The organism is Streptomyces sp. NPDC093600, from assembly GCF_044764755.1.
Taxonomy (GTDB): Bacteria; Actinomycetota; Actinomycetes; order Streptomycetales; family Streptomycetaceae; genus Streptomyces.
Map to the genome: position 1 here is coordinate 265,942 of NZ_JBIWIU010000006.1, position 25,483 is coordinate 291,424.

Here is a 25,483-nt window from a genome sequence, read left to right on the forward strand (position 1 = left end):
TCGCGATGCAGATCCCTGTCGGTCCGGATGCGCGGGGAGTGCCGCTCGCGGCGAGGAGTGCGGATGAACCAGTGGGCGGTGGTGGTGGCGGCGGGCGCGATCGCCGGGTACGGGGTGTTCTCGCGGCGGCTCGCGACCACGGTGGTCTCGGGACCGCTCGTGTTCGTCGTATGCGGCCTGGCGATCGGCCCGCTGGGCTTCGACCTGCTGAACCGGGAGCGGGATCCGGAGCTCACTCGGGCGCTTTTCGAGAGCGCGCTGGTGTTGATGCTTTTCACGGACGCCGCTTCGATCCGGCTCGGGGCTCTGCGGCGGGAGGGCTTCCTGGCCCTGCGGCTGCTGGCCGTGGGGTTGCCCGCCACGATCGTGGTGGGATGGCTGCTGGCATGGCCGCTCCTCCCCGGTCTGGGCGTGTGGGAGCTGGCTCTGGTCGCCATCGTCCTCGCGCCGACGGATGCCGCGCTCGGGCAGCAGGCGGTCTCCAACAAGCGGGTCCCGCCGCTGATCCGTCACGGCCTGTCGGTGGAGTCCGGACTGAACGACGGTTTGGCCCTGCCCTTCTTCCTGCTGGCCCTGGCGGCTGCCGGCGGAAGCCATGCGCACGCAGGCGTCGGCGAGACGTTCCTGCGTGCCCTGCTGCTCAGCGCTGCGCTGGGCATCGCCGTCGGGTGGGGCGGGGCACACGTGCTGCGTCGGTCGGCACTGTGGGGCTGGAGCAGCCCCACATGGTGGCCGTACACGACACTCGCCGTCGCGGCGATCGCCTACGTGCTGTGTGTGGCGGCCGAAGGCAGTGGCTTCATCGGCGCGTGGGCCGCGGGCCTTGTCTTCGGCCACTGGATGCGCCGGGCACCGTCGGGACGGCAACCTCGAGCGGACAGCCCCGATCCCGCACGCAGTACAGAGTTCAGCGAACGGCTCGGCCTCCTCCTCGCCTCGCTGAGCTTTCTCGTCTTCGGCGCGGTGATACTGGGGCCGGTACTCGCGAACCTCACCTGGCGTATGGTCGCCTACGCGCTGATCAGCCTGACCGTCGTCAGGATGTTGCCCGTCGCGCTCGCGCTGGTCGGCACCGGGCTGCGCCCGGCCTCTCTCGCCTACTTGGGCTGGTTCGGGCCTCGCGGGCTGGCGTCGCTGGTGTTCGGGCTGCTCGCCCTGGAGGAGGGGATGCCGGGGTCGACCCAGTTGAGCGGCGTCATCGCGGTGACCGTGGCGCTGAGCGTCTGCCTGCACGGTGCGTCGGCCCCGTTCCTGGGAGAGCGCTACGGCGACTGGTACGCCAGAAGGCTTCGTACCGACCCCGCCGGCCTGCGGGAGAACACTCTCGCCGACACGCGGCACCTTGCACCACCACAGACGGGAGACAGCTGAGATCGTCCCGGCGGCATGGCAGTACACGGAGCCCGTGGCCGACGCGTCGCCGACGCGAGCCACGGTGCTCACGTGCCGAGGATCAGCGCCTTCTGCGCTTCGAACTCAGCCTCGGTCAGGACACCCTGCTCTTTGAGCCGGCCGAGGTCTTTGAGCTGGCTGATCTTGCTGTCCATATCGCCGGCCGGGCTGGCTGCCGGGGTGGCTTGAGGGGGAGCCTCCTGGTAGGCCGGTGGTTGCGGCGGTGCCGTCGGTGTTTCCTGCGCGGCCCAGCGGCCGGCCTGGCGGCGCGAGACCCGGTTGGAGACGGCGGTGGCGGTTCCGGAGACCACGGCAGTGCGGGCGATTCCGCGGAGCAGGCCTGGCATGACGGTTCTCCTCGGCTGGGACGAACGGGACTTGGGCGGGGTTCAGGCCGTGGTCTCGGCAGCATCGAGCGCGGCCAGGATCTCCTGTACGGGGATGCGGCCGCTCGCGACGAGTCGGCCGCCGCCGCGCCGCAGTGCCGCGGCGAGCGGCGCGGCCCACACGTTCTCGTACACGAGGATGCCCGCGGAACTGCCTGCCTCCAGGACGCCGCTCACATCGTCGATCTCGGCCTGGCCGAGCAGCCCTGAGGAAACGCCGTCGAAGACGCTGAGGTCGAGCCGGTCATCGCCGGTCAGCTCGGCGAGTTCCACCCCGACGACCGACCCGTCCGGTTCCTTCCGCACGAACAGCAGGTCCAGAATGCGGATGACGCCCCGGTCGACGAGGTCGACCAGAAGAGGCAGCCCCTCACCGGTCATGCGGCCCTGGGGGAACTCGATGACGAGGTAGTCGATCGGTCCCGTCTCGCCGGTAATGGCTTCGCTGCTCACGTCGGCTCCTCATCGAGTCGGGTCAAGGGCCGGACGTCGAGCTCGGGCGAGTCGTCCACCCCGAGCCGTCGTTCCCGGCAGTGAGAGTGGACGGTGCGGTGGCGGCACCTTCGTACAGCGCCCCTGTGTCCCATTGCACCAGCGGGCGGCCCTGCGCGCATCTCGGCTGGACCTGCTTGATCAGGCGGTATGACCGGCACGGCGGGATAATCGAAACCATGTTGATCGCACTGCTCGCTGTCCTGGGTGTGGATCTGGTGGTGATCGTCGTCCTGCTGGCCGCCGTGCTGGCACGTCGACGCTGGGTCAGCCGCCGGCCAGGGGCTTTCAAGGGCGCGATCCGGGTGGTCGAGGGCCAGGTACCGGGGCTGGGCGGGAAGTGGCGGCGGGGTTACGGCCGCTGGGTGCGCGACGTCCTTGTCTGGGAGAAGGCCCCCTTTCTCTTCCGTAGCGAGTTCGTCCTGGCCGATGAGGTCGCGGGTCCCGCTCGTACGGCCGAGCCCGGCGAGGTGAAACGGCTGGGTAAGAGCGTCACGGTCGTGTTCCTGGCCGTCGAAGGCGGAGCGCGGATCGCGGTCGCTGTCGCGTCGGGAGCGCGGGAAGCGGCGGTGGGCCCCTTCGCCGCGCACGGGCGTCGAGCGCGCCGAACCTGATGACGCCCACAGCTCCCTGGCGGCGCACGAACCGTCTGCACGCGGGACGCACCCAGCTGCTGTTCACCCTCACGGGACTGGGACTGGGCCTGGCATTGCCGAGAGTCTCCGTCGGCCCACAGCTGGCAGCACGCCAGGTCACGGACATGCTGCTGGGGCTGGGCTTCGGTGTTCTGGGCGTGAGCGGCATCATCTTCTCGCTGCTCTTCCTGGTGGTGCAGTGGGCCCACACCACCTTCACCCCGCGCCTGACCCTCTTCCGTCAGGAACCGGTCGTCTGGCGGACGTTCGCCTTCGCCCTCGCTCTGGCCGTCTTCTGCATCACCGCCGCCCTCACCATCGGCACTCGCCCCAGCGTGTCGGTGTCGGTACCGGTGCTCGCCGGAATCCTGTTGCTCATCCTGCTGACCCTGCTCCGGAGCCTGCAGATGCACGCCTTCGCGTCCATCCAGATCGCGCCGGTTCTGCATGAGGTCACCGCTCGGGGCCGCGCCATTCTTGAACCGCTCCGCCCCCAGGAGCCTGAGAGCGGCCCATCCCCGACGAAAGCGACCGTGCTGCCCCCGCTCACCTCCGCCGTCACCTGGCCCGCCTCCATGACCGTGCTGCAGCAAGTCGACGGGGAGCGGCTGCTGGAAGCCGCCCAGGAGGCGAACGCGGTCGTCGTCCTGCACACGATTCCGGGTACCACTGTGCACCGCGGCACGCGGGTCGCCGACGTGCACGGCGGGCAGCTGGCGCCGCCGGCCGTCCTGGACGCTCTTGTCACCGGAGTGGAGCGGACCTTCGAGCAGGATCCACTGCTCGCCTTCCAGCTGCTGGCCGATATCGCGCTGAGGGCGCTTTCTCCGGCGGTGAACGACCCCGCCTCCGCCGTCCACGCACTGGACTGCCTTCAGGACCTGCTCAGCGCGCCGGGGCCGGGACGGGAGACCGCGGGGTGGCTGCGGATCACCGACCCCGAGGGGGTGGTGCGGGTGCTGATGCGGCTCCCCGACGGGGAGGCCTTCCTGCGCACCAGTCTCGACGACATCATCGCCGCGGCGAATTCACCGGCTGTACTCCTCCGCCTGCGAGGTGTGCTCCAGTACTTGCGCGCCGGCCACACGTTTCGCGACGAGGCCCTGACCCGCCGCCTGGCCTGGGTCGAAAGCGAGCTCGCCGAACGCTTCCCCGTGGTGTGGAGCGAAACCGTGACCGGCCCGGGGCGGGAAGCGAGCTGAGACCACCCCACGATGCGTCATGAACCCGCGTCGATGGTGGGGAAGGTCCAGGAGCCGTCGAGAATTTCCTGGTGGGGCCGGTAGAGCCGGACCAGGTAGTTCCAGCCCTCCATGATGGGCAGGCAGTTGGCCCGGCCGTCTGCGCAGCCTCCGAAACGGACGGTGATCGAACCGTCGTCGTTGGGCACTCCGGTGACGCTGTTGACGCTGTAGGCATCCCGGTCGTTGGCCTCGAAGAATCCGTCCGCGTTGTACAGCGAGATCGACCAGAAGGCGTCCACGGGGACGTCGCGAACCGTCAGTTCGTACTCGCCGACGGGCAAGCCCGGGTTGACGGTGATGTAAGACGCCTCCGTCTCAGGCAGCCCGCCCCACCCGGCCGCCGTTCCGAGGAGATGGCGTACGGGGTCCACGGCGTCGCGCGTGCCGAAGGCGCGTTCCACTCCACTGAGGCCTTTGGCGAGTTCGAGCAGGGCCTGACGGGTGGCGGTGAGGCTCTCCTCGTCGTAGTCGGTCGGTTCGAACGGGTGGTCCGACACGGCCGTGAGTCCGAACCTGTCCTGCAGCTCGCCGACCGCTGCCAAGTCGTCGGAATCGGTGGGGTCGACGAGCACCCGAAGGGCGACCACCACGAAGGGAGTGTCGAACTCCTCCACGGTCAGCTCGTACTCACCGGGCTCGCGGAAGATGCGGTTGACGTAGTGATCCTGGTTGACGACCATCGCCGAGATGTAGCGACCACCGGGGTCCGGGATGCTCAGGGTCGCGCCGCGGCTGATGTCGACTACCGCGAAGCTGTAGAGCGTGTCCCGGTTCATCCGGATGACGGGCTGCTGGTCGATGGGGGTGGGGGTGCGGTTGTGACACCAGGTGTTCACGCCGCCGGCTGCCCGCTGGAGGTCGTTGAACATGCGGTCGGTCTCGGCGCGCACGAAGTCGTCGACGTTGACTCGTAGAGCTTTTGACATTATATCCTCCCAAGCTCCCCTATTCTCGGATCCTTGCATGGGGGCATGGCTACGGCAACACAGGGTGATCACTCGCCTTGCGATCGCTCGCTCGGGCCCTCCAGACTTCGTCCGCGGCCGGTCAAGGGGGCGGACGGCCGGTTCGAGGGCCCGGCGGCTGGTGAGGCGGCCACGACAGGCATTGGGTGAAGTGCGGTGGTATGACGGATATGAACGCCGCCCACTTCAGGGTGACGCGTATCGCCGCGTGACCGCTGCTCCCGGCAGCCCGTCGCGGCAGGGAGCGCCATGGATGACTACCCTCTGCTGAACCTCTTCCTGACGATGCTGGAATTCTTCCTCTTCGTCGTCTGGTTCTTCCTGCTCTTCAAGATCATCACGGATATCTTCCGCAGCCACGACCTGGGCGGCTGGGGCAAGGCCGGCTGGTCCGTCCTCATCATCGTGCTCCCCTTCCTCGGCGTTTTCATCTACCTCATCGCCCGCGGCAAAGGCATGGCTTCGCGCGACGTTGAGCAAGCCCGAGCGGCCGACGCGGCGTTCAAGGCCTACATCAAGGACGCCGCCGCCACACCGGGCAGCAACGGCGTCACCGACAACCATGTGGAAGACCTGGCGAAGCTGGTCGACTTGCGAGCCCAAGGGGCGATCACCGAGGTCGAGTTCCAGAAGGCGAAAGACAAACTGCTCGCCTGACGACGGTCGGTGGTCGCAACCGCGTGGTCCGCTGAGTCGAGAGTCGGCGAGGCCGGTCACAAGAGGTTGCGGCCAGGAGAAGGGGATGGAGCGATGTTCGAGGAACGCAAGGACCGCCGCCGTGCGAACCAGGCTTTCGATCGCGGTGAGGGTGTCACCCGCTACCGCATGCGGCAGAAGGCGATCTCGTTCGGCAACGACTACTGGATCGACAACGAGGCGGGCGAGCACCTGTACAAGGTCAACGGCAAGGTCCTGCGCGCCCGCCGCACGTACAAGATCGAAGACCGCTCTGGACGGAACGTCGCCACCGTCCAGAGCCGCCCCCTGCGAATCAAAGACTCGATGGCGATCGAGGACGCCGACGGTCGGCGCGTCGCCCTGGTCAAGAAGGCCCTCGTCAGCCCCTTGCGCGACCGCTGGGTCATCAAGCCCGAGAACGGGGAGGAACTCACCGTCCAGGGCAACATCGTGGACCATGAATACGCGATCGAACGCGACGGCTACAAGATCGCCGAAGTCTCCAAGCGATGGTTCCGCGTCCGTGACACCTATGGCCTGGACATCGGCCCCGCAGCCGACCCCACCACCGTCCTTGCCGCTGCCGTCGCCATCGACGCCATGACCCATGAGGACTGACCCCGGTACGCGGTTCCAGCGGCGCCTCCGGCCTGCCGCGCCGCGGGAGGTAGAGGTGAGAGCAATGGGCCGCTCCAGGAAGAGCGCCGCACGATCTGCCGTCGTGGGCATCCCCGTCAGCACCTCCGTGGCCGCGGGCATCGCACGAGCTCTTTCCAGCCGCGTCACCCGGCACCGCGCCGAGAAGCAAACCCAGCCCTTGGACACCGACCGACCGGACACGCAGAGCACCGCACACAAGCCGACCGGCCGGGAAAAGCCTGAGCCATGAAGCGAGCGCTTACCGTCAACGTTCTGCCCCAGAAGAGCGTCGAGGGGAGCGAGGGCGCCTCTCGGCGTGCTCCGCAGCCGGCACCCCCCGACGCCGACACCTGCCGGGCACCGGTTCGTCGACCGATGCAGCGAAGGGCCGATCAGGATGGCTGGGTGGGGTCATGACACTCGACCTGATCCTCATCGGCCTCGGCCTCACCCTCTATCCGCTGCCGATCATGGCCTTCATCATGGCGGTCTCCGCGCCCCGGGGTGTGTGGAACGGACTGGCCTTCGTTCTCGCCTGGCTCGCCTGCCTCGTCGCTGTGATCACCATCGTCCTGGCCCTGACCGGCGGACAGCCGCCCCCGCCCAAGTCACCCCCCTCGACCGCCGCACTCGCCGCCAAGCTGGCCTTCGGGATCGCCCTGGTCATCTACGGCCTCTACCGGCGCCACCTCCGCGGCACCGCCCGCGACTCCGCGGCGCCCTCGGCGCCCGATTCCCCCTCCCCACGGACTTCCCGGATGTACCGCGGCACGATCTGGTCCTCCGCGGTCGTCGCCGTGCTCCTTCAGCCCTGGGGCATGGTCGGCGCCGCCGCGGCAACCGTCGTCCAGGCCGACCTCTCCCGTGCGGAGTCCTTCCTGGCCCTGCTCGGCTTCTGCATCCTGGCCTCCTTCAGCCTCCTGGCCATGGAAACGTCCCTCGTCCTCGCGCCCCAGCCGACGCACCTGGCGCTGACAAGACTGACCACCTGGCTGCAACGACACCAGGAACAGGCCATCATCGTGCTCTGTCTCCTCCTAGGACTGTGGGTGGCGGCAAGAAGCCTCTACCAGCTCACCAGTTGACACACTTCACGGCGCCCAAGGGCGGGAAGACGCACTCCGTCGGCATCCGACCCGTGTGCGAATGCCCGAGTTCAACGCTCCGTGGTCAGCACCGAACCAGCACGGGTGTCGGCACGCCACCGTCAAAGTAGGGCGCACCACGTAGACCTGGCACCTGCCCATTGGCCCAGCAAGCGCCGCTCGGCGGGGCTCCGCAGCCTGGCATGGGGACGGCGCGCACTCTCCCACCCAGAACTATGGTGTCCCACCACATACGCCGGTGACCTGCGCTTTTCTACGGTGTGGCGACACGAAACAGTCCCCGTCACCCGCTCGGAAGTGGTGCACATGGCCGCCGCAAAAACCGCTCCCACACCCCCCGGTTCCCTCAAGCGCATCGTCGCCGCCAGTCTCATCGGCACCACCATCGAGTGGTACGACTTCTTCCTCTACGGCTCGGCCGCCGCGCTCGTCTTCAACAAGCTGTTCTTCCCCGACTCCGACCCGCTGGTCGGGACGCTGCTGTCCTTCCTGACGTACGCGGTCGGGTTCGCCGCACGGCCGCTGGGCGCGCTGGTCTTCGGGCACTACGGGGACCGGCTCGGGCGCAAGAAGCTGCTGGTGCTGAGTCTGCTGCTGATGGGCGGGGCGACCTTCGCCATCGGTCTGCTGCCGACCCACGCCACCATCGGCTCGGCCGCGCCCCTGCTGCTCACCGTGCTCCGCCTGGTGCAGGGCTTCGCGCTCGGCGGTGAGTGGGGCGGTGCCGTGCTGCTGGTCTCGGAGCACGGGGACGCGAAGCGGCGCGGGTTCTGGGCGTCGTGGCCGCAGACCGGGGCGCCGGCCGGGCAACTCCTCGCGACCGGAGTGCTGTCCGCTCTGACCGCGCTGCTCTCCGAGTCCGCGTTCCTCTCATGGGGCTGGCGCATACCGTTCCTGCTCTCCGGTGTGCTGGTCATCGTCGGCCTGTGGATCCGTCTCTCGGTCGACGAGTCGCCCGTCTTCAAGGCGGCGCTCGCCGCCGCCGCCGAACGCCAGGCCGCCGCCGGCGTGGTGGAGAAGATGCCGCTGGTCGCCGTCCTGCGCCACCACTGGCGCGACGTGCTCATCGCGATGGGCGCCCGCATGGCGGAGAACATCAGCTACTACGTGATCACCGCGTTCATCCTCGTCTACGCCACGACCTCGGCGGGCCTGAGCAAGCAGACCGCGCTGAACGCCGTCCTCATCGCCTCCGCCGTCCACTTCGCGGTGATCCCCGCGTGGGGCGCGCTCTCCGACCGGATCGGCCGCCGACCGGTCTATCTCATCGGAGCCGTCGGTGTCGGCGCCTGGATGTTCCCCTTCTTCGCCCTCATCGACTCCGGCGGCTTCGGCGCCCTGCTGCTCGCCGTCACCGTCGGACTCGTCCTGCACGGGGCGATGTACGCGCCGCAGGCCGCGTTCTTCTCCGAGATGTTCGCCACCCGGATGCGCTACTCCGGGGCCTCCATCGGAGCGCAGTTCTCCTCCGTCGCCGCGGGCGCCCCGGCGCCGCTGATCGCCACCGCGCTGCTCGCCGACTACGGCAGCTCGACACCGATCGCCCTCTACGTGATCGCGGCCGCGCTCCTCACGGTCGTCGCCCTCGCCTGTGCCAGCGAGACCCGCGACCGCGACCTCTCCGAGGTCGCCGAGGACGCGGCCCCGGCCGCGGCCCCGGTGCGCGCCGACGTCTGATCCGGGCACGACCGGGCACATGGCCCCCTTCGCCGCGCCGGTGGAGGGGGCCCGCTGATGTGCCGGGCCGGCTTCCTGCCCGGCATTCGTGTGGAACACGCGTCTCGCGGCATCGACAGGGCATCACCGGGTAGGCGGACGGTACACGGCCCGAAGAAGGAGACGGACATGTCCGGATTGATGGCACGTATCAAGCAGTTCACCCGCAGCCCGCAGGGACAGCGGGCGATCGCGTCGGCGCGGCGGGCTGCCGCGGACCCGCGCAAGCGCTCTCAGGCCCGCACCCTGCTCGGCAGGCTGCGCGGGCGGCGGTGACCGACAGCCGGTGACGAGGAGCGGAGGGCAGACGTATGGCCAGGGGAAGGCTGACCCGGTGGGAGCGATCTCTCGAGCGCTGGCAGAGCGCTCTGCTCTCCAAGGCCCGCCGGCGCGAGCCCGTCGAGCTGCTCGACGCGCTGCGCCGTGAGTGCGACGCCCACGCCGTGGTGTGCAGCGAGAGCAGAGTGGTCGTGCCCAACGCCTACGAGGTGGAACTGGACACGAAGGTCCACGAGACGTTGATGCGCCACGGCGGCGCCGACGTGGGGCAGGCGCTGACGGACGACCTGGCCCGCCACGGCGAGCGGAAGGGGTACGAGTGGGCCGGGCCGCTCGCCGTACGCGTCACCCCGACGCGACGCCCGTCCGGCGACCCGTACCGCGTGAGCAGCGGCCCCATGGCGCACGTGCGCGCCGACGCCTTCCCGGCGGCCGACTGAACCCCCGGGCACGGCGGCGCCGGCCGGCCCTGGGGCGGCGGCCGGCGCCGTCGGTCTGGGGTGCGCCGTCGACCGGAAGACTGTGAAGAAAGTGGCGGCCCGGGGTGGCGATCGGTCTTCGTCGGCGGATTCCCCCCTGAGGTGGAGCGAGAGGTCTGTGCCATCCGTTGAACCGATGGGTAACTTCCGGCAATGCCCGGGTTTCTCGGCGTCGAGACTCCGGAAAACCGGGACACAAGGGTGGTTTGCGCCGCCGAGGATCCCGTTCATGAATTCGGACGGGCGGGGTAGGGTCGAGCCCGCGAAGAGCGACCGAAAGACGTTCGAGGCGAGGCAATCCGATGGACGGCAGTAATGGGGGCGGGGGCTGGTTCAGTCCAAGTCCCAGCAGGAAATCGACCGGTACGGCACAGGGAACTCGGACGGAAGAAGGCCCGATACCCGCGGGCCCCGCGGCCAACGGCCACCCCATACCCGACCGTCCCGTGCCCGACGCTGTCGGCGGTCAGGACGAAGGCGGTTCCCCCGAGGCCGTCCTGATCCGTCGGACCATGGCCGAGATCGAGCCGATCGCCGACAAGGTCACGTCGTATTTCTACGCGCTGCTCTTCCTCCAGCACCCGGAACTGCGCGGCCTGTTCCCCGCGGCGATGGACGCCCAGCGCGACCGCCTCTTCAAGGCGCTGCTCACCGCGGCGAGACACGTGGACGACGCCGACACCCTCACCACGTACCTCTCCCACCTCGGTCGCGGTCACCGGAAGTACGGCACCCGCCCGGAGCACTACCCGGCCGTGGGGGAGTGCCTCATCGGAGCCCTCTCCCGCCATGCCACGCGGAGCTGGAGCCCCGAGACGGAGGCCGCCTGGGTCGGCGCGTACACCGCCATCTCCCAGATCATGATCGACGCCGCCGCCGAGGACGAGCTGCGGGCACCCGCCTGGTGGGAGGCGGAGGTGGTCGCGCACGAGATGCGGACGGCCGACATCGCGGTCGTGACCGTGCGCCCCAACCACCCGTACCCCTTCCTCGCCGGGCAGTACGCCGCGCTGGAGACGCCGTGGTGGCCGCGCGTCTGGCGGCACTACTCCTTCGCCTCCGCGCCCCGCTCCGACGGGCTGCTCTCCTTCCACGTCAAGGCGGTGCCGGCCGGCTGGGTGTCCAACGCCCTCGTGCACCGCGCCCGTCCGGGCGACGTGATCCGCCTCGGCGCCCCCGCCGGGTCGATGACCGTGGACCACAGCACCGACAACGGGCTGCTGTGCGTGGGCGGTGGCACGGGCATCGCACCCATCAAGGCCCTGATCGAGGACGTGGCCGAGCACGGCCGCCGCCGCCCCGTCCAGGTGTTCTACGGCGCCCGCCGCGACCACGACCTGTACGACATCGACACGATGCTCCGGATGCAGCAGTCCCACCCCTGGCTCTCGGTCCGCCCGGTCGTCGACGACGGTCCCGGTGGCGACCTCTGCGGCCAACTGCCCGACGCCGTCTGCCAGTACGGCCCATGGCACACCTATGACGCCTATCTGTCCGGCCCGCCGGCGATGATCCGTCGCAGCGTCGACACCCTGGTGGGGATCGGCATCCCCTCCCACCGCATACGGCACGACTCCATCGAGGAACTGGTCGGAGCAAGGAATTGAGCACTTTCGAACAGGCCGGGCAGCAGCAGGCGGCGGCGGTGCGCACGACCCGTCCCGGCAGCGACGGCGAACATTTCGTCCAGCAGCGCATGGGCACGACGGAGCGGGCCGACAAGTTCTACGCCGAGCAGGTCCTCGACCGGCTCAACGCCCGGATGCGGGAGTTCGCCGCCCGCCAGGAGATGTTCTTCCTGGCGACGGCCGACCGGCACGGGGAGTGCGACAACACCTTCCGGGCCGGCCCGCCCGGCTTCCTCCAGGTCCTCGACGAGCTGACCGTCGCCTACCCGGAGTACCGGGGCAACGGCGTGCTCGCCAGCATCGGCAACATCGAGGAGAACCCGCACGTCGGCATCCTGATGGTGGACTTCCTCCGGGACCGCATCGGACTGCACATCAACGGCAGGGCGCGGATCGTCGCCGACGACGTCATGCGGCGGGCGCATCCCGGGCTCGCCGTGGATCCCGTACCCGGCCGCCGCGCCCAGCTGTGGGTGGAGGTCACGGTCGAGGAGGCGTACATCCACTGCGCCAAGCACATCCCCCACCTGCAGAAGGTGCCGGTCCAGGGCGGCAGCCGCGCGTGGGGAACCGACGACTTCAAGCGCAAGGGCGGCGACTTCTTCGGAGCCGGCGCCGAGGCGGCCGAGCGGGGACCGTTCCTTCCCCCGCCCCGTGCGGACGCGGAGGCGTGGCGCGAGGAGGCGTCGAAGGCCCTGGCGAGGGCGGAGCGACGCACGGGCGCCACGCGCGACGAGGTGTTCAGCGGCTGGTTCAGCAGAAACGCGGGAAACGTGTCCGTCTGAGGCGGGTGACGTACGCCCCGTCGGCGTCCCCGCACCCGCGGGGGCGCCCCGGCGGCACCGCGCCGCACCCGCACCCGGCGCGCCACGGCGCGCCGGACCGGCCCCGCGACGCCGTCCCGAATTTTTTTCTGGCGTTCACAAAACGCGGGCCCCTTCCGTGCTACAGTCGACAGCAGTTGCAGTTGTGGTTCCCATAAGACTTCAAGTGCCCGAGACGATCTCGCATCGTCGGGCACTTTTGTATTTTCGGTGCTTTTTCCGGACGGGGTAATCATCGCGGCGACGCCGGGATTCGCACAGTGCGGGCCCGGGTAATGCCCCGAAGGAGATATGGCATGGCTACTGGCACCGTGAAGTGGTTCAACTCGGAAAAGGGCTTCGGCTTCATCGAGCAGGAGGGTGGCGGCCCCGACGTCTTCGCCCACTACTCGAACATCGCCACCCAGGGCTTCCGTGAGCTGCAGGAGGGCCAGAAGGTGAACTTCGACGTCACGCAGGGCCAGAAGGGCCCGCAGGCCGAGAACATCGTTCCCGCCTGACGCACACGCTGAGGCGTAACGACGCAGCTGGGGTCCCCACCGCGAGGTGAGGGCCCCGGCTCGTTCGTTTTTCCACGGTCCGGCTCACTGAACCGGATCCGCAATTCACCCGGGCGCCTTTTCCGCCCAGGCCCCCGTTCATTCCCCGTGCATTCGCTCCATGGCCGCATCGAATTCCCCGAAACCGCCATGTCGAGGAAGGTGTCCATGAACCGCTCGTCCGCGACGAACCGTCCCTCCGTGAAGCGTTCGGCCCGCTCCGACGAGTTCGCGCTCCCGGAGACCCTGACGCCGGCCCTTCCCGCCGCGGCGAGCTTCGGTGACATGGAGCTGCCCACCGCCCTGCGGAACGTGCTCGCCGAGCTCGGCGTCGAGACGCCGTTCCCCATCCAGGCGGCCACCCTGCCGAACGCCCTCGCGGGCCGGGACGTGCTGGGCCGCGCCCGCACCGGATCGGGCAAGACGCTCGCCTTCGGCCTCGCGCTCCTGGCGCGGACGGCCGGACAGCGGGCGGACGCCAGAAAGCCGCTGGCCCTGGTCCTCGTCCCCACCCGCGAACTGGCCCAGCAGGTCACCGAGGCGCTCACCCCGTACGCCGGCGCGCTGAAGCTGAGGCTGGCCACCGTCGTCGGTGGCGTGTCGATCGGGCGGCAGGCGACCGCGCTGCGCACCGGGGCGGACGTCCTCGTCGCCACCCCCGGCCGCCTCATGGATCTCGTCGAGCGCAAGGACTGCCGCCTGGACCGGGTGGCCGTCACCGTCCTGGACGAGGCCGACCAGATGGCCGACATGGGCTTCATGCCGCAGGTCACCGAACTGCTCGACCAGGTGCGCCCCGACGGCCAGCGGATGCTGTTCTCGGCCACGCTCGACCGCAACGTCGACCTCCTGGTGCGCCGCTACCTCCAGGACCCGGTCGTCCACTCGGTCGACCCCTCCGCCGGCGCCGTCACCACCATGGACCACCACGTCCTCCAGGTGCACGGAGCCGACAAGTACGCCACCGCCACGGAGATCGCCGCTCGGGACGGGCGCGTGCTCATGTTCCTGGACACCAAGCACGCCGTCGACCAGTTCACCCGGCACCTCCTGGGCAGCGGGGTACGGGCCGCGGCCCTGCACGGCGGCAAGGCACAGCCGCAGCGCACCCGGACCCTGGAGAGGTTCAAGACCGGCGAGATCACGGTGCTCGTGGCGACGAACGTCGCGGCCCGCGGCATCCACATCGACCACCTCGACCTCGTCGTGAACGTCGACCCGCCGGCCGACCACAAGGACTATCTGCACCGCGGTGGCCGTACCGCCCGCGCGGGCGAGTCCGGCAGCGTCGTCACCCTGGTGACGGCGGGCCAGCGCCGGGACATGGCGCGCGTCCTGTCCGAAGCGGGCATCCGCCCCCTGATCACCCAGGTCCGCTCCGGCGAGGCCGAACTGAGCCGCATCACCGGCGCCCAGGCCCCCTCCGGCGTCCCCCTCGGCGGCAACGCGCCCGCCACGGACCGCACCAAGCGCGGCGGCGCAGCCTTCCGGGGCATGGGAACCGTCCCCGGGAAGCCGGGCCGCGCCAAGAACGAGTCCCGTCGGGCCGCCGAGGCCCGGCAGACGGCCGAGGCCCGCAAGGCCGCCCGCATCCGCCGCGGCGCGTGAACCGCGGCGCATGACCCGGCGGGCTTGAACCGGGGTGCGTTACCCGCGGCGCGTGACCCAAGGGGCTTGAACCGGGGTGCGTTACCCGCGGCGCGTGACCCTGGGCGTGAACCCGGCCGCGTGAGGGCCGAGGGCGTCAGTCCCGACGGGTGACCCCACGCGTGTGACCCCCGACGCGTCACCCCCTGGAGGCGTGCCCCACGCCTACCCCCCCGGCAGCGAGACCGCCCCGCCGCCGGGCCGTTCGGCGTACCCGTAGGTCCCCACAAGCGCGGGCATGGACTTCTCGTACGACTCCATGGACTCTTCGTCGCACCCCGCCACGACCGGCCCGCCCGCCCCTACGGTGAACCCGGCCGTGAGGACGCCCCCTTGGTTCCGCGTTCATGACCTGTACCGCGCCCCCACGCGTCGACGACACGCCCCCGTCCCCTCACCCCGCTGATCTTGGGCTCGCTCGGACCACCGTCCCCCATCCCGCAGAGGTGCTCGGACCCATGACTGAACTCCATCGGCGCCGCTTCCTCCAGATCGCCGGCGCCATGGCCGGCGCCACCGCCGGCTTCACCGCGCTCGGCGGCAGCATCGCCCGGGCCGCCGCCATCCCCGCCGCCCGGACCTCCGGCACACTCGCCGACGTCGAGCACATCGTCGTGCTGATGCAGGAGAACCGTTCCTTCGACCACTACTTCGGCTCGCTCAACGGGGTCCGCGGCTTCGGCGACCCCCGCCCGGTGACCCTCCCCAGCGGTAAGCCGGTCTGGTACCAGGCGGACGGCAACAAGGTGGTGCTGCCGTACCACCCGACCGCCGACGACCTCGGCATGCAGTTCATCGCGGGCCTCAACCACGACTGGGCCGGCGGCCACAGGGCCTTCAACAACGGCAAGTACGACCAGTGGATCCCCGCCAAGTCCGCAGGGACGATGGCGTACCTGACCCGCGACGACATACCGTTCCACTACGCGCTCGCCGACGCGTTCACCGTCTGCGACGCCTACCACTGCTCCTTCATCGGCGCCACCGACCCCAACCGCTACTACATGTGGACGGGTCACACCGGCAACGACGGCACCGGCGGCGGCCCGGTGCTCGGCAACGACGAACTCGGCTACGGCTGGACGACGTACCCCGAGCGCCTGGAGCGGGCGGGGGTCTCGTGGAAGATCTACCAGGACATCGGCGACGGCCTGAACGCCGCCGGCCACTGGGGCTGGATCGACGACGCCTACCGCGGCAACTACGGTGACAACTCGTTGCTGTACTTCAACTCCTACCGCAACGCCCAGCCCGGGAACCCGCTCTACGACAAGGCCCGCACCGGCACCGACGTCAAGAACGGCGACGGGCTCTTCGACATCCTCCGCGCGGACGTCGCCGCGGACCGGCTGCCGCAGATCTCCTGGATCGCCGCCCCTGAGGCGTTCACCGAGCACCCCAACTGGCCCGCCAACTACGGCGCCTGGTACATCTCCCAGGTGCTCGACGCGCTCACCTCCAACCCCGAGGTGTGGAGCAGGACCGCGCTGTTCATCACGTACGACGAGAACGACGGCTACTTCGACCACGTCGTCCCGCCCTACCCGCCGGCCTCCGCCGCCCAGGGGCTGTCCACCGTCGACACCACCCTCGACCACTTCCCCGGCGACTCCCGCTACGCCGCGGGCGTCTACGGCCTCGGCCAGCGGGTGCCGATGATCGTCGTCTCGCCGTGGAGCAAGGGCGGCTACGTCTGCTCCGAGGTCTTCGACCACACCTCGATCATCCGCTTCATGGAGCGGCGCTTCGGGGTCACCGAACCGAACATCTCGCCCTGGCGCAGGGCCATCTGCGGCGATCTGACCTCGGCCTTCGACTTCGGTCTCGAGGATGCGACGCCCGAGGTGCTGCCCGACACCAGCGGCTACCGGCCGCCGGACGGCGACCGGCACCCCAGCTACGTACCGAAGCCGCCCGCCAAGCCGGCCCTGCCCCCGCAGGAGCCCGGCGCCCGCCCCACCCGGGCGCTGCCGTACGACCTCGTCGTCGACGGATCGGCCACTCCGTCGACCGGCCGCTACACGCTCACGTTCGGCTCCGGGGCCAGGGCGGGCGCGTTCTTCCACGTCACCGCACGGAATCGCACCGACGGGCCGTGGACGTACACCACGGAGGCGGGCAAGACCCTGTCCGACACCTGGAACAGCGCCTACTCGCAAGGGGTCCACGACCTGACGGTGAGCGGCCCCAACGGTTTCCTGCGCACCTTCAGGGGGCCGGGCAAGACCGCCGGGCCCGAGGTGACGGCTCGTCACGACGGGGCCACCGGCTCCCTGTCGCTCACCATGACCAACCCCGGCGCCGTCGACGTCCACCTGACGGTCACTCAAGCACGCGCGTACGGCGGTCAGTCGCAAACCTTCAAGGTGGCCAGAGGGGCCACGGTGCGCCACACCATGGATCTTCGCGGCAGCAGGCGGTGGTACGACGTCACCGTCGTCTCGGACCGGGAGAGCACCTTCCTGCGGCGCTTCGCCGGACACGTCGAGACCGGCGCCACCGGTGTCAGCGACCCCGGGATCGTCACGGGCTGAGCGCCGAGGGGGAGTCGGTGCGGCCGGTCAGACGGTGACGACCCGCACCCCGGCATCCGTGAGGTGCCGCACCGACTCCGCCGGGATCGCCGCGTCCGTCACCAGGACGTCCACCCGGTCGAGGCCGCAGATCCGGGCGAAAGCGCGCCGGCCCATCTTGGAGGAGTCGGTGACCACGACGACCCGGCTCGCGTGTTCGGCGAAGAGGCGGCTGATCGCCGCCTCGTCCTCGTGGTGGGCCATGACACCCAGCTCGGGGTCGACGCCGTCGACCCCGAGGACGACGACATCGAGTACCACTTCGTCGAGCACACTGGCGGCCAGCGGCCCGACCAGTTCATAGGTCTGCGGGCGGGCCACACCGCCGGAGACGACGATCTTGATCTGCGGGCGAACCGCCAGCTCACCGGCGATGTTGAGCGCGTTGGTGACCACGGTCAGCGCGGGGGCGGGCGACGCCCCGTGCGTCTCGGCCCGGCCGGTGCCGAAGCGCAGCGCCAGCGCCCGGGCCACCTCCGTCGTCGTGGTGCCGCCGTTGAGTCCCACGACCTCGCCCTCGTGGACCAGGTCCGCCACCGCGGCGGCGATGCGCTGCTTCTCGGAGGCGTGCCGCGACGACTTGTAGCGCAGCGGCAGTTCGTACGAGACCCCCTGCGGAACGGCCCCGCCGCGGGTGCGGACGAGGAGGCGCTGCTCGGCGAGCTCGTCCAGGTCCCGGCGGATCGTGGCGGGGGAGACGGCGAGCGCGGACGCGGCCTCGTCGACCTCCAGCCTGCCGGTGGACGCGAGCAGTTCGAGGAGCGTGTTCCACCGCTCGTGTTTGGACATGATCGCGATTTTAGCGCCGTACGCCGTCCGGGCCCTGGACCGTACGGCCCGGCTCAGGGATACTGCGCACCATGTCGTTGCTCGAAGGTGCTCGAAATAGCGAACCTGTGAGCATGATCGAGCATCGCTTGTCTGTGAAGGAGCCGTACGTGCCCACCTCGGGACCCTCCCGCACCGCCGCCGAGATCGCCTCCCAGCCCGCCACCTGGCGCCGGGCCGCCGAGACCCTTCCCCGGCACCGCGCGGCCCTGCCCCGGCGCGGGGAGCGCGTCGCCGTGGTCGGCTGCGGCACCTCCTGGTTCATCGCCCAGGCCTACGCACAGCTGCGGGAGACCGGCGGGCACGGTGAGACCGACGCCTTCGCCGCCTCCGAGTTCCCGCTCGGTCGCGGCTACGACCGGATCCTCGCCATCACCCGCTCGGGCACCACCACCGAGGTCCTCGACCTGCTCGGCAAGGTCAAGGGCTCCCTCGCGACCGGCGCGCTCACCGCGGACCCGGCCACGCCCGTGACGGCGGCGGCCGACGCCGTGGCCGTACTCGACTTCGCCGACGAGGAATCGGTGGTGCAGACCCGTTTCGCCACCACCGCCCTCGCCCTCCTCCGCGCCCACCTGGAGGCCGAGTCCGCCCTGCCCGCCGGTGTCCGTACGGTCCAGGAGGCGGCCCGGCACGCCGAACGGGCCGTCGCCGAACCGCTCTCCGACGCGATCACCGAAGCCGAGCAGTTCACCTTCCTCGGCACCGGATGGACCTACGGCCTGGCACTCGAAGCCGGGCTCAAGATGCGCGAGGCCGCCGGCGCCTGGACCGAGGCGTACCCGGCGATGGAGTACCGCCACGGGCCGATCAGCATCACGGCGCCGGGCCGCGTCGCCTGGGTCCTCGGCCCCGTCCCCGCCGGTCTCGCCGACGACGTGGCCCGCGTCGGCGGAACCCTGGTCGCGGAGTCCGGAGCCGCGCACGGGGACCTCGACCCGCTCGCCGACCTCGTCCGCGCGCAGCGCCTCGCCGTCGCCCTCGCCGAGGCCCAGGGCCAGGACCCGGACCGGCCCCGCAACCTCACCCGCTCCGTCGTGCTGCCCTCCACCGACCGGGAGAACGGCTGATGCCCCTGACCACCACCGGCTCCGTCGTCCTCGGCGCGCGCGAAGGGAACGCCGGAGCCGGCGCGTTCAACGTCATCCAGATCGAACACGCCCAGGCCATCGTCGCCGGAGCCGAGGCGGCCGGCCGGCCGGTCATCCTCCAGATCAGCGAGAACACCGCCCGCTACCACGGCTCCCTGGAGCCCATCGGGCTCGCCACCCTCGCCATCGCCCGCCGCGCGACGGTCCCCGTCGCCGTCCACCTCGACCACGCCGAGTCCCCCGCGCTGGTCCGCGAGGCGGTCGAACTCGGCTTCCACTCCGTCATGTTCGACGCGTCCAGGCTTCCGTACGAGGAGAACGTCGCCGCCACCCGCGAGATGACGGACTTCTGCCACCGCCACGACGTCTGGGTGGAGGCCGAACTCGGCGAGGTCGGAGGCAAGGACGGCGCCCACGCCCCCGGCGTGCGCACCGACCCCGACGAGGCACGCGCGTTCGTCGCCGCCACCGCCGTCGACGCCCTCGCCGTGGCCGTCGGCAGCTCCCACGCGATGGTCACCCGCGACGCCGTCCTCGACTTCGCCCTCATCGGCCGGCTGCGCGAGGCGGTGCGCCTTCCCCTCGTCCTGCACGGATCGTCGGGCGTCGGCGACACCGACCTCGCCCGGGCCGTCGGCGCGGGGATGACGAAGGTGAACGTCTCCACCCACCTCAACAAGGCGTTCACCCGGGCCGTACGCGACCGCCTGGAGGAGCGGCCGGGGACGGTCGACCCCCGCCGCTATCTGGGCCCGGCCAGGGACGCGGTCGCCCGGGAGGTCACCCACCTGCTGGGAGTCCTCACGGCGGACGCCGAACTCATTCGCACGTGACGCGGTCGCGCGGGGTGTAGTGCGTGCGGAACGTCTCGCGCCCGACCTCCGCGCCGTCGTCGCGGAACACCCGGTCGACCGTGATGTCGAAGCCCTCCAGCGGGGTCTGCGGCTCGCAGTGCGGGCCGGTGCCCTTCCGCTCGGAGGGCTCCTTCAGCTTCGTCCGGGGGCCCTCCACGGCCAGCACCTCGTCGTACTTCTTGGTGCCGTAGAAGGTGACGGTCACCGAGGAGTCCGTGGAGGTCGCCTCGATGTAGATGCCGTGGCCGGAGTCGTTGCGGAACTTCAGGTCCAGCGTGCCCCACGCGACCGTCGCCTCCCGGCCGGCCGGGTAGCGCTCGATGTAGAAGGAGTGCGCCCCGTACTCGACCGGCTTCACCCCGGCGAAGAAGACCGCGTTGAAGACGGTCGTCGCGACGGCGGACACCCCACCGCCCGGAGCGGAGTGGTACTGACCGTCGAGGATCATCGTGCCGTCCACGAAACCGTTGGCCTTCGTGCGCTCGCCGACGGTCCGGTTGAAACTCCAGACCTCACCGGGCCGCACGAGCGAGCCGTTGATCAGCTCGACCGCCCGGCCGATGTTGATCGTCCGGTACGGCGCCGGGGGGAAGTTGACCGTGAAGGTGGACATCCGCTCCTTGATCCCCAGCTCCTCCACCGACTCGGCCGTCAACTCCGGCTGGATCAGCTCGGTGGCGACGGGCGCGGTCCGGGCCGCCGCCCCCGTCCTCGGCAGCAGGGGGAGCACGGCGTCCTTCAGCGCCTTGGCGGACACCTCGTGGCCGGGCCGGCCGTCCGACTCCACCACCACCCGCCCGTCGCGCACTCCCAGCTTCGCGTCGACCGGGCCGTCGGCGATCGAGTCGAGCGGCCGCGCGACGTCCGGATCGCGGATCAGCGCTTCCGCGTCGAGCGACGCGCCCAGCCGGCCCTTGCCGTCCGCCTTCACCTTCAGATGGTCGCCGAGCGTCGCCGGGGCGATCCGCAGCGGCTTGCCGACGGCGGTGAGCGTGACCGGGCCCGACATGGCCGGTGTCGCGAACTCCTTCATGAACCGGGCGACTTCCGCCGCGCCGACCTGGGGAGGGGAGACGGCGGCCGGCAGCGCCACAGGATCCCGGCCGGTGGCGGGATAGGCCGCGCGCAGCGCGTCGACGGCGCCCTCCCTGTCCAGCTTCACCCCGTCGCGCGGCGGAGTCGCGACCGCCCTGCCCTCCTTGAACGCGACGGCGCCCTCGACCGTCGTACGGTCGTGGCGCTTCGCCACCTCGGCCATCGCCGTACGGGCCTTGGCCTCGTCGAAGGCGACGACGGGTTCGACGTCGCGGTCACCGGAGGAGAAGAGGCGGCTGATCACCGTCACCGGATCGCGGGAGGGGTCGGCGGCCCGCTCGGCGGTCCGCGCCGCGTCGACCGTCAGCCCGGCGGCGGCCGGAGCGACGATGTCGGTGCGGTCACCGACGCGTACGGGGAGGGGCGCCGTCCAGGAGGCGGGCGCCGCGGAGACCAGCCGGTCCCGCGCCTCGGCACGGCTCATTCCCCCGATGTCCACGCCGCTGACCCGCGTGCCCTCGGATATGTCCTCCCCGGTGGCGACGAGCCCGGCGACGTACAGCCCGCCCGCGACGACGACGACCGCTCCGGCCGCCGTCGCCGCGATCCGTATGCCACCGCGCTTACGCCTGCGCCCGCGGCCGCCGCGAGGTGAGGGGGCCGCGGCCTCACCGGTACTGGAGCGACGCACACACCCTCCCGCAGCAGTCGGAGTCCCGGTACACCGGCGACGGTACGCCGGGAGATCGTCCGGCGCACCTCAGACCGCTCCCACCTGCAGCGATGTGCTCGCCAGGCTCGCTGGGCGGCGTCCGGCTCAGTCGTCCGCCGGGCCGTCCAGCAGGCCGTCCACCGGGTCGACGAGCTCGCCGGCCCGCGCCACGCGCGCGTACCAGTGGGCGCTCGACTTCGGCGTACGGGCCTGCGTCGCGTAGTCGACATGGACCGCGCCGAACCGCTTGGCGTAGCCGTACGCCCACTCGAAGTTGTCCAGGAGCGACCACAGGAAGTAGCCGCGGACGTCCGCGCCGTCGGCGATCGCCCGGTGCACCGCCGCCAGATGGCCGTGCACATAGGCGATCCGGTCCGGGTCGTGGACCGAGCCGTCCGCGCCCACCTCGTCCTCGTAGGCCGCGCCGTTCTCGGTGATCAGCATCGGAAGGCCGGGGTAGCGGGCCGAGATCCGGCTCAGCAGGTCGTACAGACCGCTCGGGTCGACCGCCCAGCCCATCGCCGTGCGCTCGCCCGGCGCCTGGTGGAACGCGACGTCGTCCGCGCCCGGCCACGGGGAGTGCTCGCTCGCCCCGTGCCCGTCGTCCTGGGGCTTCTCCATCCCGCCCGTGACCGCCGACACCACCGTCGGCGTGTAGTAGTTGATGCCGAGCGAGTCCAGCGGCTGCCGGATCGCCGCGGTGTCGCCGTCCCGTACGAACGACCAGTCGGTGAGGGAGGCCGTGTCGGCGAGCAGGTCCTCCGGGTAGGCGCCGTCGAGCAGCGGCCCGAGGAAGATCCGGTTGCCGACCGCGTCGATCCGGCGGGCCGCCTCGCGGTCGGCCGCCGACGGGGTCAGCGGCCGGATCTCGTGCAGATTGAGGCTGATGGAGAGCCGGGCCCGGCCGGGCAGCGCCGAGTGCAGCGCCTGGGCGGCCAGGCCGTGGGCCAGATTGAGATGGTGGGCGGCGCGCAGAGCGGCCACCGGGTCCGTACGGCCCGGGGCGTGGACGCCCGAGCCGTAACCGAGGAAGGCGCTGCACCAGGGCTCGTTGAGCGTGGTGAAGCGGGTGACCCGATCGCCGAGCGCGCCGCCGACGAGCGACGCGTACGCGCCGAACCGCTCGGCGGTCGCCCGCTCGGGCCAGCCGCCGGCGGCCTCCAGCTCCTGCGGCAGGTCCCAGTGGTAGAGGGTGACGACCGGCTCGATGCCGGCGCCGAGCAGCTCGTCGACGAGCCGGCGGTAGAAGTCCAGGCCCTTCTGGACGGCCGGACCGCGGCCGGTGGGCTGGACCCGGGGCCAGGAGACGGAGAACCGGTACGCGCTCAGACCGAGGTCCGCCATCATCCGTACGTCGTCGCGGAACCGGTGGTAGTGGTCGACGGCCACGTCACCGGTATGGCCCTCGAACACCTTCCCGGGCGTGTGCGAGAAGGTGTCCCAGATGGAGGGAGTACGGCCGTCCTCGGCCGCGGCGCCCTCGATCTGGTACGCGGCGGTGGCGGCGCCCCACAGGAACCCGGCGGGGAACCGGCGGACCGTGGTGAGGGGGCGGGGATCTGTCGTGGTCATACGGAGGTACTCCCGAGTGAGAGGAGGAGTGGGGAGGGGGAGGGGTGGGACGGGGCGCCGGACGATCGGGAGGCGCCTGCGACGGGCGGGGCGGGTCAGTTCTTGACCGCGCCCGAGGTGATGCCGCCGACGATGTGCTTGCCGAGCACGGCGAAGACCAGGAGCAGCGGCAGCGTCGAGATCAGCGCGCCGGTCAGCACGACGGCCTGGTCGACGGTGTGGTTTCCCGAGCCGAGACCGGCCAGGGCGACCTGGAGGGTCGGATTCCCGTCCGGGGTCAGCGCGATGAACGGCCAGAAGAAGTCGTTCCAGGCCTGCACGAAGACGAGCATCCCGAGGACCGCCATGGCCGGCCGGGCCACCGGGAACACCACGTGCCAGATGATCCGCAGGCTGTGCGCGCCGTCCATCCGGGCCGCCTCGACGAGCTCCACCGGCAGCGCCTCGATGAGGTACTGCCGCATGAAGAACACGCCGAAGGCGGCGACCAGCGAGGGCAGTACGACCGACTGGAGCTGGTCGACCCAGCCCAGGTCGGTGATGATCCGGTAGAGCGGGATCACGCTGAGCTGCGGCGGAATCGTCATGGTGGCGACGACGAGCGCCAGCATGGCCCCCCGCCCCTTGAAGGGCAGCTTGGCGAAGGCGAAACCGGCCAAGGTGGAGAACATCACGGTGGACAGGGCCACCAGGCCGGCCACCACGGTGGTGTTGACCAGCGCCTCGCCCATGTCGACCTGGTTCCAGGCGAAGGAGAGGTTGTCGAAGAGGCGGGGGCCGGGCAGCAGCGGCGCGGGCGCCTCGACGACGCGCTCGCCCGAGTGGGAGGCGGCGACGAGGTTCCAGTACAGCGGGAAGAGCGACAGCAGGGCGGCCAGGCCGAGCAGGATGTAGGTCAGCGGTCCGGCGTGGTGCTGGCGGCCGGCGCCGGAACGGCCGAAGCGCCTCTTCCCGGTCTCTTCGCGGACGCGCTTCCTACCGGTCTCTTCGCGGACGCGGGTGCGGGTGTACGTCATGAGGTCAGGCCCCCAGCTTCTTGCGGTTCGCCCGCGACACGAGCGTCTGGACGGCCCCGATCAGCAGCAGGAGCAGCAGCATCACCCAGGCGATCGCGGACGCCTGCCCCAGCGCACCGGTCACCCAGCCCTTCTCGTACATCAGCAGGCTGAGCGTCTGGAACTGGTTGCCGCTGCCGCCACTGATGCCGAGGCTGCCGCCGAAGATCATCGGCTCGCCGAAGAGCTGGGTGGCGCCGATGGTGGAGACGATGATCGTGAAGAGGATCGTCGGGCGGATCGACGGGATGGTGACGCTGAGGAACTGGCGCCAGCGCGAGGCGCCGTCGAGGGCCGCGGCCTCGTACAGATCCTGGGGCACCGCTTGCATCGCGGCCAGATAGATGAGCGCGTTGTAGCCGGTCCAGCGCCAGGTGACGATCGTCGAGATGGCGATCTGCGACGGCCACTTGGACGACTCCCAGTCGACCGGGTCGAAGCCGACCCAGCCGAGGACGGTGTTGATCAGGCCGTAGTCGGTGTTGAAGAGCTGGGCGAAGACCAGGGTCGCCGCCGCGATCGAGGTGGCGTACGGGGCGAGGACGGCGACCCGGAAGAAGCCGCGGCCGCGCAGCTTGTAGTTGAGCAGATGGGCCAGGCCCAGGGCCATCAGCAGCTGTGGCACGGTCGAGACGACGCCGATGGTGAAGGTGTTGAAGAGGGCGTTCCAGAAGAACTCGCTGTCGGTCAGGGAGGTGTAGTTCTCCAGGCCCTTCCACTGCGCGTCACCGCCGAGCTCCACCCGGTGGAGCGAGAGCCAGCCGGTGTAGAGCAGCGGGAAGAGCCCGAAGGCCGCGAAGGTGAGGAAGAACGGGGCGACGAAGGCGTACGGGCTCAGCCGCAGGTCCCACCGGTACAGCCTGCTGCGCCAACGGCCGGGCGGGGCCGAGGGCTTCGGGACGGCGGGGGAGGGGTGCGGGGCGGGCGGCGGGGAGCCGTCGGCCGCCGCCCGGACGGAGGTGGCCACGAGGGGCGTCCCTTCGGATGTCGATGCGTCGGTCGTGCGTCGTGCGTCGGGTGCGGGGTGGGTGTGGGGCGTCGTGCAGTGGCGTCGTGCGCCGCACGCGGGCGCGTCCCGCGCCGCGTGGGGCGCGGACGGACGGCCGCCCGGCGG

At 70.8% G+C, this 25,483-nt stretch carries 24 protein-coding genes; 16 read left to right on the forward strand and 8 right to left on the reverse strand.

Annotation, left to right across the window (positions count from 1 at the left end; translation table 11 throughout):
* Positions 1-63 precede the first annotated feature (63 nt).
* A complete protein-coding gene (locus tag ACIRB4_RS17810) occupies positions 64-1,371 on the forward strand; it encodes a cation:proton antiporter (RefSeq protein WP_403292221.1) in 1,308 nt (435 codons plus the stop codon).
* 68 nt (positions 1,372-1,439) lie between these two features.
* Here the strand turns inward: ACIRB4_RS17810 and ACIRB4_RS17815 are convergent, their stop codons facing one another.
* Positions 1,440-1,739, reverse strand: a complete 300-nt coding sequence (locus ACIRB4_RS17815; RefSeq protein ID WP_403292222.1) for an SHOCT domain-containing protein — start codon at positions 1,737-1,739, stop codon at positions 1,440-1,442.
* Positions 1,740-1,781: 42 nt separating this feature from the next.
* Positions 1,782-2,231 carry a DUF6325 family protein gene (locus ACIRB4_RS17820; RefSeq protein WP_403292224.1) on the reverse strand — a complete coding sequence of 150 codons (450 nt, stop codon included), beginning with the start codon at positions 2,229-2,231 and terminating at the stop codon, positions 1,782-1,784.
* Between the two features lie 218 nt (positions 2,232-2,449).
* Between ACIRB4_RS17820 and ACIRB4_RS17825 the strand changes: the two genes are divergently transcribed.
* Together ACIRB4_RS17825 and ACIRB4_RS17830 are read left to right on the forward strand one after the other, a co-directional pair.
* Positions 2,450-2,884, forward strand: a complete 435-nt coding sequence (locus tag ACIRB4_RS17825; RefSeq protein ID WP_403292225.1) for a DUF2550 family protein — start codon at positions 2,450-2,452, stop codon at positions 2,882-2,884.
* Positions 2,884-4,107 carry a DUF2254 family protein gene (locus ACIRB4_RS17830; protein WP_403292227.1) on the forward strand — a complete coding sequence of 408 codons (1,224 nt, stop codon included), beginning with the start codon at positions 2,884-2,886 and terminating at the stop codon, positions 4,105-4,107. The genes ACIRB4_RS17825 and ACIRB4_RS17830 overlap by 1 nt, the downstream gene beginning before the upstream one ends.
* A gap of 17 nt (positions 4,108-4,124) precedes the next feature.
* Here the strand turns inward: ACIRB4_RS17830 and ACIRB4_RS17835 are convergent, their stop codons facing one another.
* On the reverse strand, positions 4,125-5,075 hold the full coding sequence (locus ACIRB4_RS17835; protein ID WP_403292229.1) for a DUF1214 domain-containing protein: 951 nt from the start codon (positions 5,073-5,075) through the stop codon (positions 4,125-4,127).
* A 288-nt stretch (positions 5,076-5,363) separates the two neighbouring features.
* Between ACIRB4_RS17835 and ACIRB4_RS17840 the strand changes: the two genes are divergently transcribed.
* The 11 genes from ACIRB4_RS17840 to ACIRB4_RS17890 all read left to right on the forward strand — a co-directional run bounded on the left by ACIRB4_RS17840 (position 5,364) and on the right by ACIRB4_RS17890 (position 17,183).
* The gene (locus tag ACIRB4_RS17840; protein ID WP_403292230.1) at positions 5,364-5,771 is read left to right on the forward strand and encodes an SHOCT domain-containing protein; all 408 of its coding nucleotides are present in this window, start codon (positions 5,364-5,366) and stop codon (positions 5,769-5,771) included.
* Positions 5,772-5,864: 93 nt separating this feature from the next.
* The gene (locus tag ACIRB4_RS17845) at positions 5,865-6,410 is read left to right on the forward strand and encodes an LURP-one-related/scramblase family protein (RefSeq protein ID WP_403292232.1); all 546 of its coding nucleotides are present in this window, start codon (positions 5,865-5,867) and stop codon (positions 6,408-6,410) included.
* Between the two features lie 434 nt (positions 6,411-6,844).
* Positions 6,845-7,516: a GAP family protein gene (locus tag ACIRB4_RS17850; RefSeq protein WP_403292233.1), complete on the forward strand. Its 672-nt coding sequence runs from the start codon at positions 6,845-6,847 to the stop codon at positions 7,514-7,516.
* Between the two features lie 327 nt (positions 7,517-7,843).
* Positions 7,844-9,214 carry an MFS transporter gene (locus tag ACIRB4_RS17855; RefSeq protein WP_403292235.1) on the forward strand — a complete coding sequence of 457 codons (1,371 nt, stop codon included), beginning with the start codon at positions 7,844-7,846 and terminating at the stop codon, positions 9,212-9,214.
* A 168-nt stretch (positions 9,215-9,382) separates the two neighbouring features.
* Positions 9,383-9,529, forward strand: a complete 147-nt coding sequence (locus tag ACIRB4_RS17860) for a hypothetical protein (protein WP_403292237.1) — start codon at positions 9,383-9,385, stop codon at positions 9,527-9,529.
* A gap of 35 nt (positions 9,530-9,564) precedes the next feature.
* Positions 9,565-9,972, forward strand: a complete 408-nt coding sequence (locus ACIRB4_RS17865) for a DUF3662 domain-containing protein (protein ID WP_403292239.1) — start codon at positions 9,565-9,567, stop codon at positions 9,970-9,972.
* 341 nt (positions 9,973-10,313) lie between these two features.
* Entirely contained in the window at positions 10,314-11,618 is a 1,305-nt protein-coding gene (locus ACIRB4_RS17870) for a globin domain-containing protein (RefSeq protein WP_403292241.1), read from the forward strand.
* Positions 11,615-12,424, forward strand: a complete 810-nt coding sequence (locus ACIRB4_RS17875) for a pyridoxamine 5'-phosphate oxidase family protein (RefSeq protein ID WP_403292243.1) — start codon at positions 11,615-11,617, stop codon at positions 12,422-12,424. The genes ACIRB4_RS17870 and ACIRB4_RS17875 overlap by 4 nt, the downstream gene beginning before the upstream one ends.
* A gap of 335 nt (positions 12,425-12,759) precedes the next feature.
* The gene (locus tag ACIRB4_RS17880; RefSeq protein ID WP_100598391.1) at positions 12,760-12,963 is read left to right on the forward strand and encodes a cold-shock protein; all 204 of its coding nucleotides are present in this window, start codon (positions 12,760-12,762) and stop codon (positions 12,961-12,963) included.
* A gap of 207 nt (positions 12,964-13,170) precedes the next feature.
* Complete coding sequence (locus ACIRB4_RS17885) at positions 13,171-14,610, forward strand: DEAD/DEAH box helicase (RefSeq protein ID WP_403292245.1); 1,440 nt, start codon at positions 13,171-13,173, stop codon at positions 14,608-14,610.
* 497 nt (positions 14,611-15,107) lie between these two features.
* On the forward strand, positions 15,108-17,183 hold the full coding sequence (locus ACIRB4_RS17890; protein ID WP_403292246.1) for a phosphocholine-specific phospholipase C: 2,076 nt from the start codon (positions 15,108-15,110) through the stop codon (positions 17,181-17,183).
* Positions 17,184-17,210: 27 nt separating this feature from the next.
* Here the strand turns inward: ACIRB4_RS17890 and ACIRB4_RS17895 are convergent, their stop codons facing one another.
* Positions 17,211-18,011, reverse strand: coding sequence for a DeoR/GlpR family DNA-binding transcription regulator (locus tag ACIRB4_RS17895; RefSeq protein WP_403292248.1), 801 nt, complete (start codon positions 18,009-18,011; stop codon positions 17,211-17,213).
* Between the two features lie 149 nt (positions 18,012-18,160).
* Here ACIRB4_RS17895 and ACIRB4_RS17900 point away from each other — a divergent pair, with 149 nt between their 5' ends.
* Together ACIRB4_RS17900 and ACIRB4_RS17905 are read left to right on the forward strand one after the other, a co-directional pair.
* On the forward strand, positions 18,161-19,120 hold the full coding sequence (locus ACIRB4_RS17900; protein WP_403292250.1) for an SIS domain-containing protein: 960 nt from the start codon (positions 18,161-18,163) through the stop codon (positions 19,118-19,120).
* Positions 19,120-19,974, forward strand: a complete 855-nt coding sequence (locus ACIRB4_RS17905; RefSeq protein ID WP_403292251.1) for a ketose-bisphosphate aldolase — start codon at positions 19,120-19,122, stop codon at positions 19,972-19,974. Before ACIRB4_RS17900 ends, ACIRB4_RS17905 begins: the two co-directional genes overlap by 1 nt.
* On the opposite strand, the gene ACIRB4_RS17910 is transcribed toward ACIRB4_RS17905, so the two are convergent.
* The 4 genes from ACIRB4_RS17910 to ACIRB4_RS17925 all read right to left on the reverse strand — a co-directional run bounded on the left by ACIRB4_RS17910 (position 19,961) and on the right by ACIRB4_RS17925 (position 25,336).
* Positions 19,961-21,721, reverse strand: coding sequence for a VanW family protein (locus tag ACIRB4_RS17910; RefSeq protein WP_403292253.1), 1,761 nt, complete (start codon positions 21,719-21,721; stop codon positions 19,961-19,963). The genes ACIRB4_RS17905 and ACIRB4_RS17910 overlap by 14 nt on opposite strands.
* A 126-nt stretch (positions 21,722-21,847) precedes the next feature.
* Positions 21,848-23,314 (reverse strand): GH1 family beta-glucosidase, encoded by a 1,467-nt coding sequence (locus ACIRB4_RS17915; RefSeq protein ID WP_403292255.1) that lies wholly within the window; start codon positions 23,312-23,314, stop codon positions 21,848-21,850.
* 95 nt (positions 23,315-23,409) lie between these two features.
* Positions 23,410-24,330 (reverse strand): carbohydrate ABC transporter permease, encoded by a 921-nt coding sequence (locus ACIRB4_RS17920; protein WP_403292257.1) that lies wholly within the window; start codon positions 24,328-24,330, stop codon positions 23,410-23,412.
* A gap of 4 nt (positions 24,331-24,334) precedes the next feature.
* Entirely contained in the window at positions 24,335-25,336 is a 1,002-nt protein-coding gene (locus ACIRB4_RS17925) for a carbohydrate ABC transporter permease (RefSeq protein WP_403292258.1), read from the reverse strand.
* Positions 25,337-25,483 lie beyond the last annotated feature (147 nt).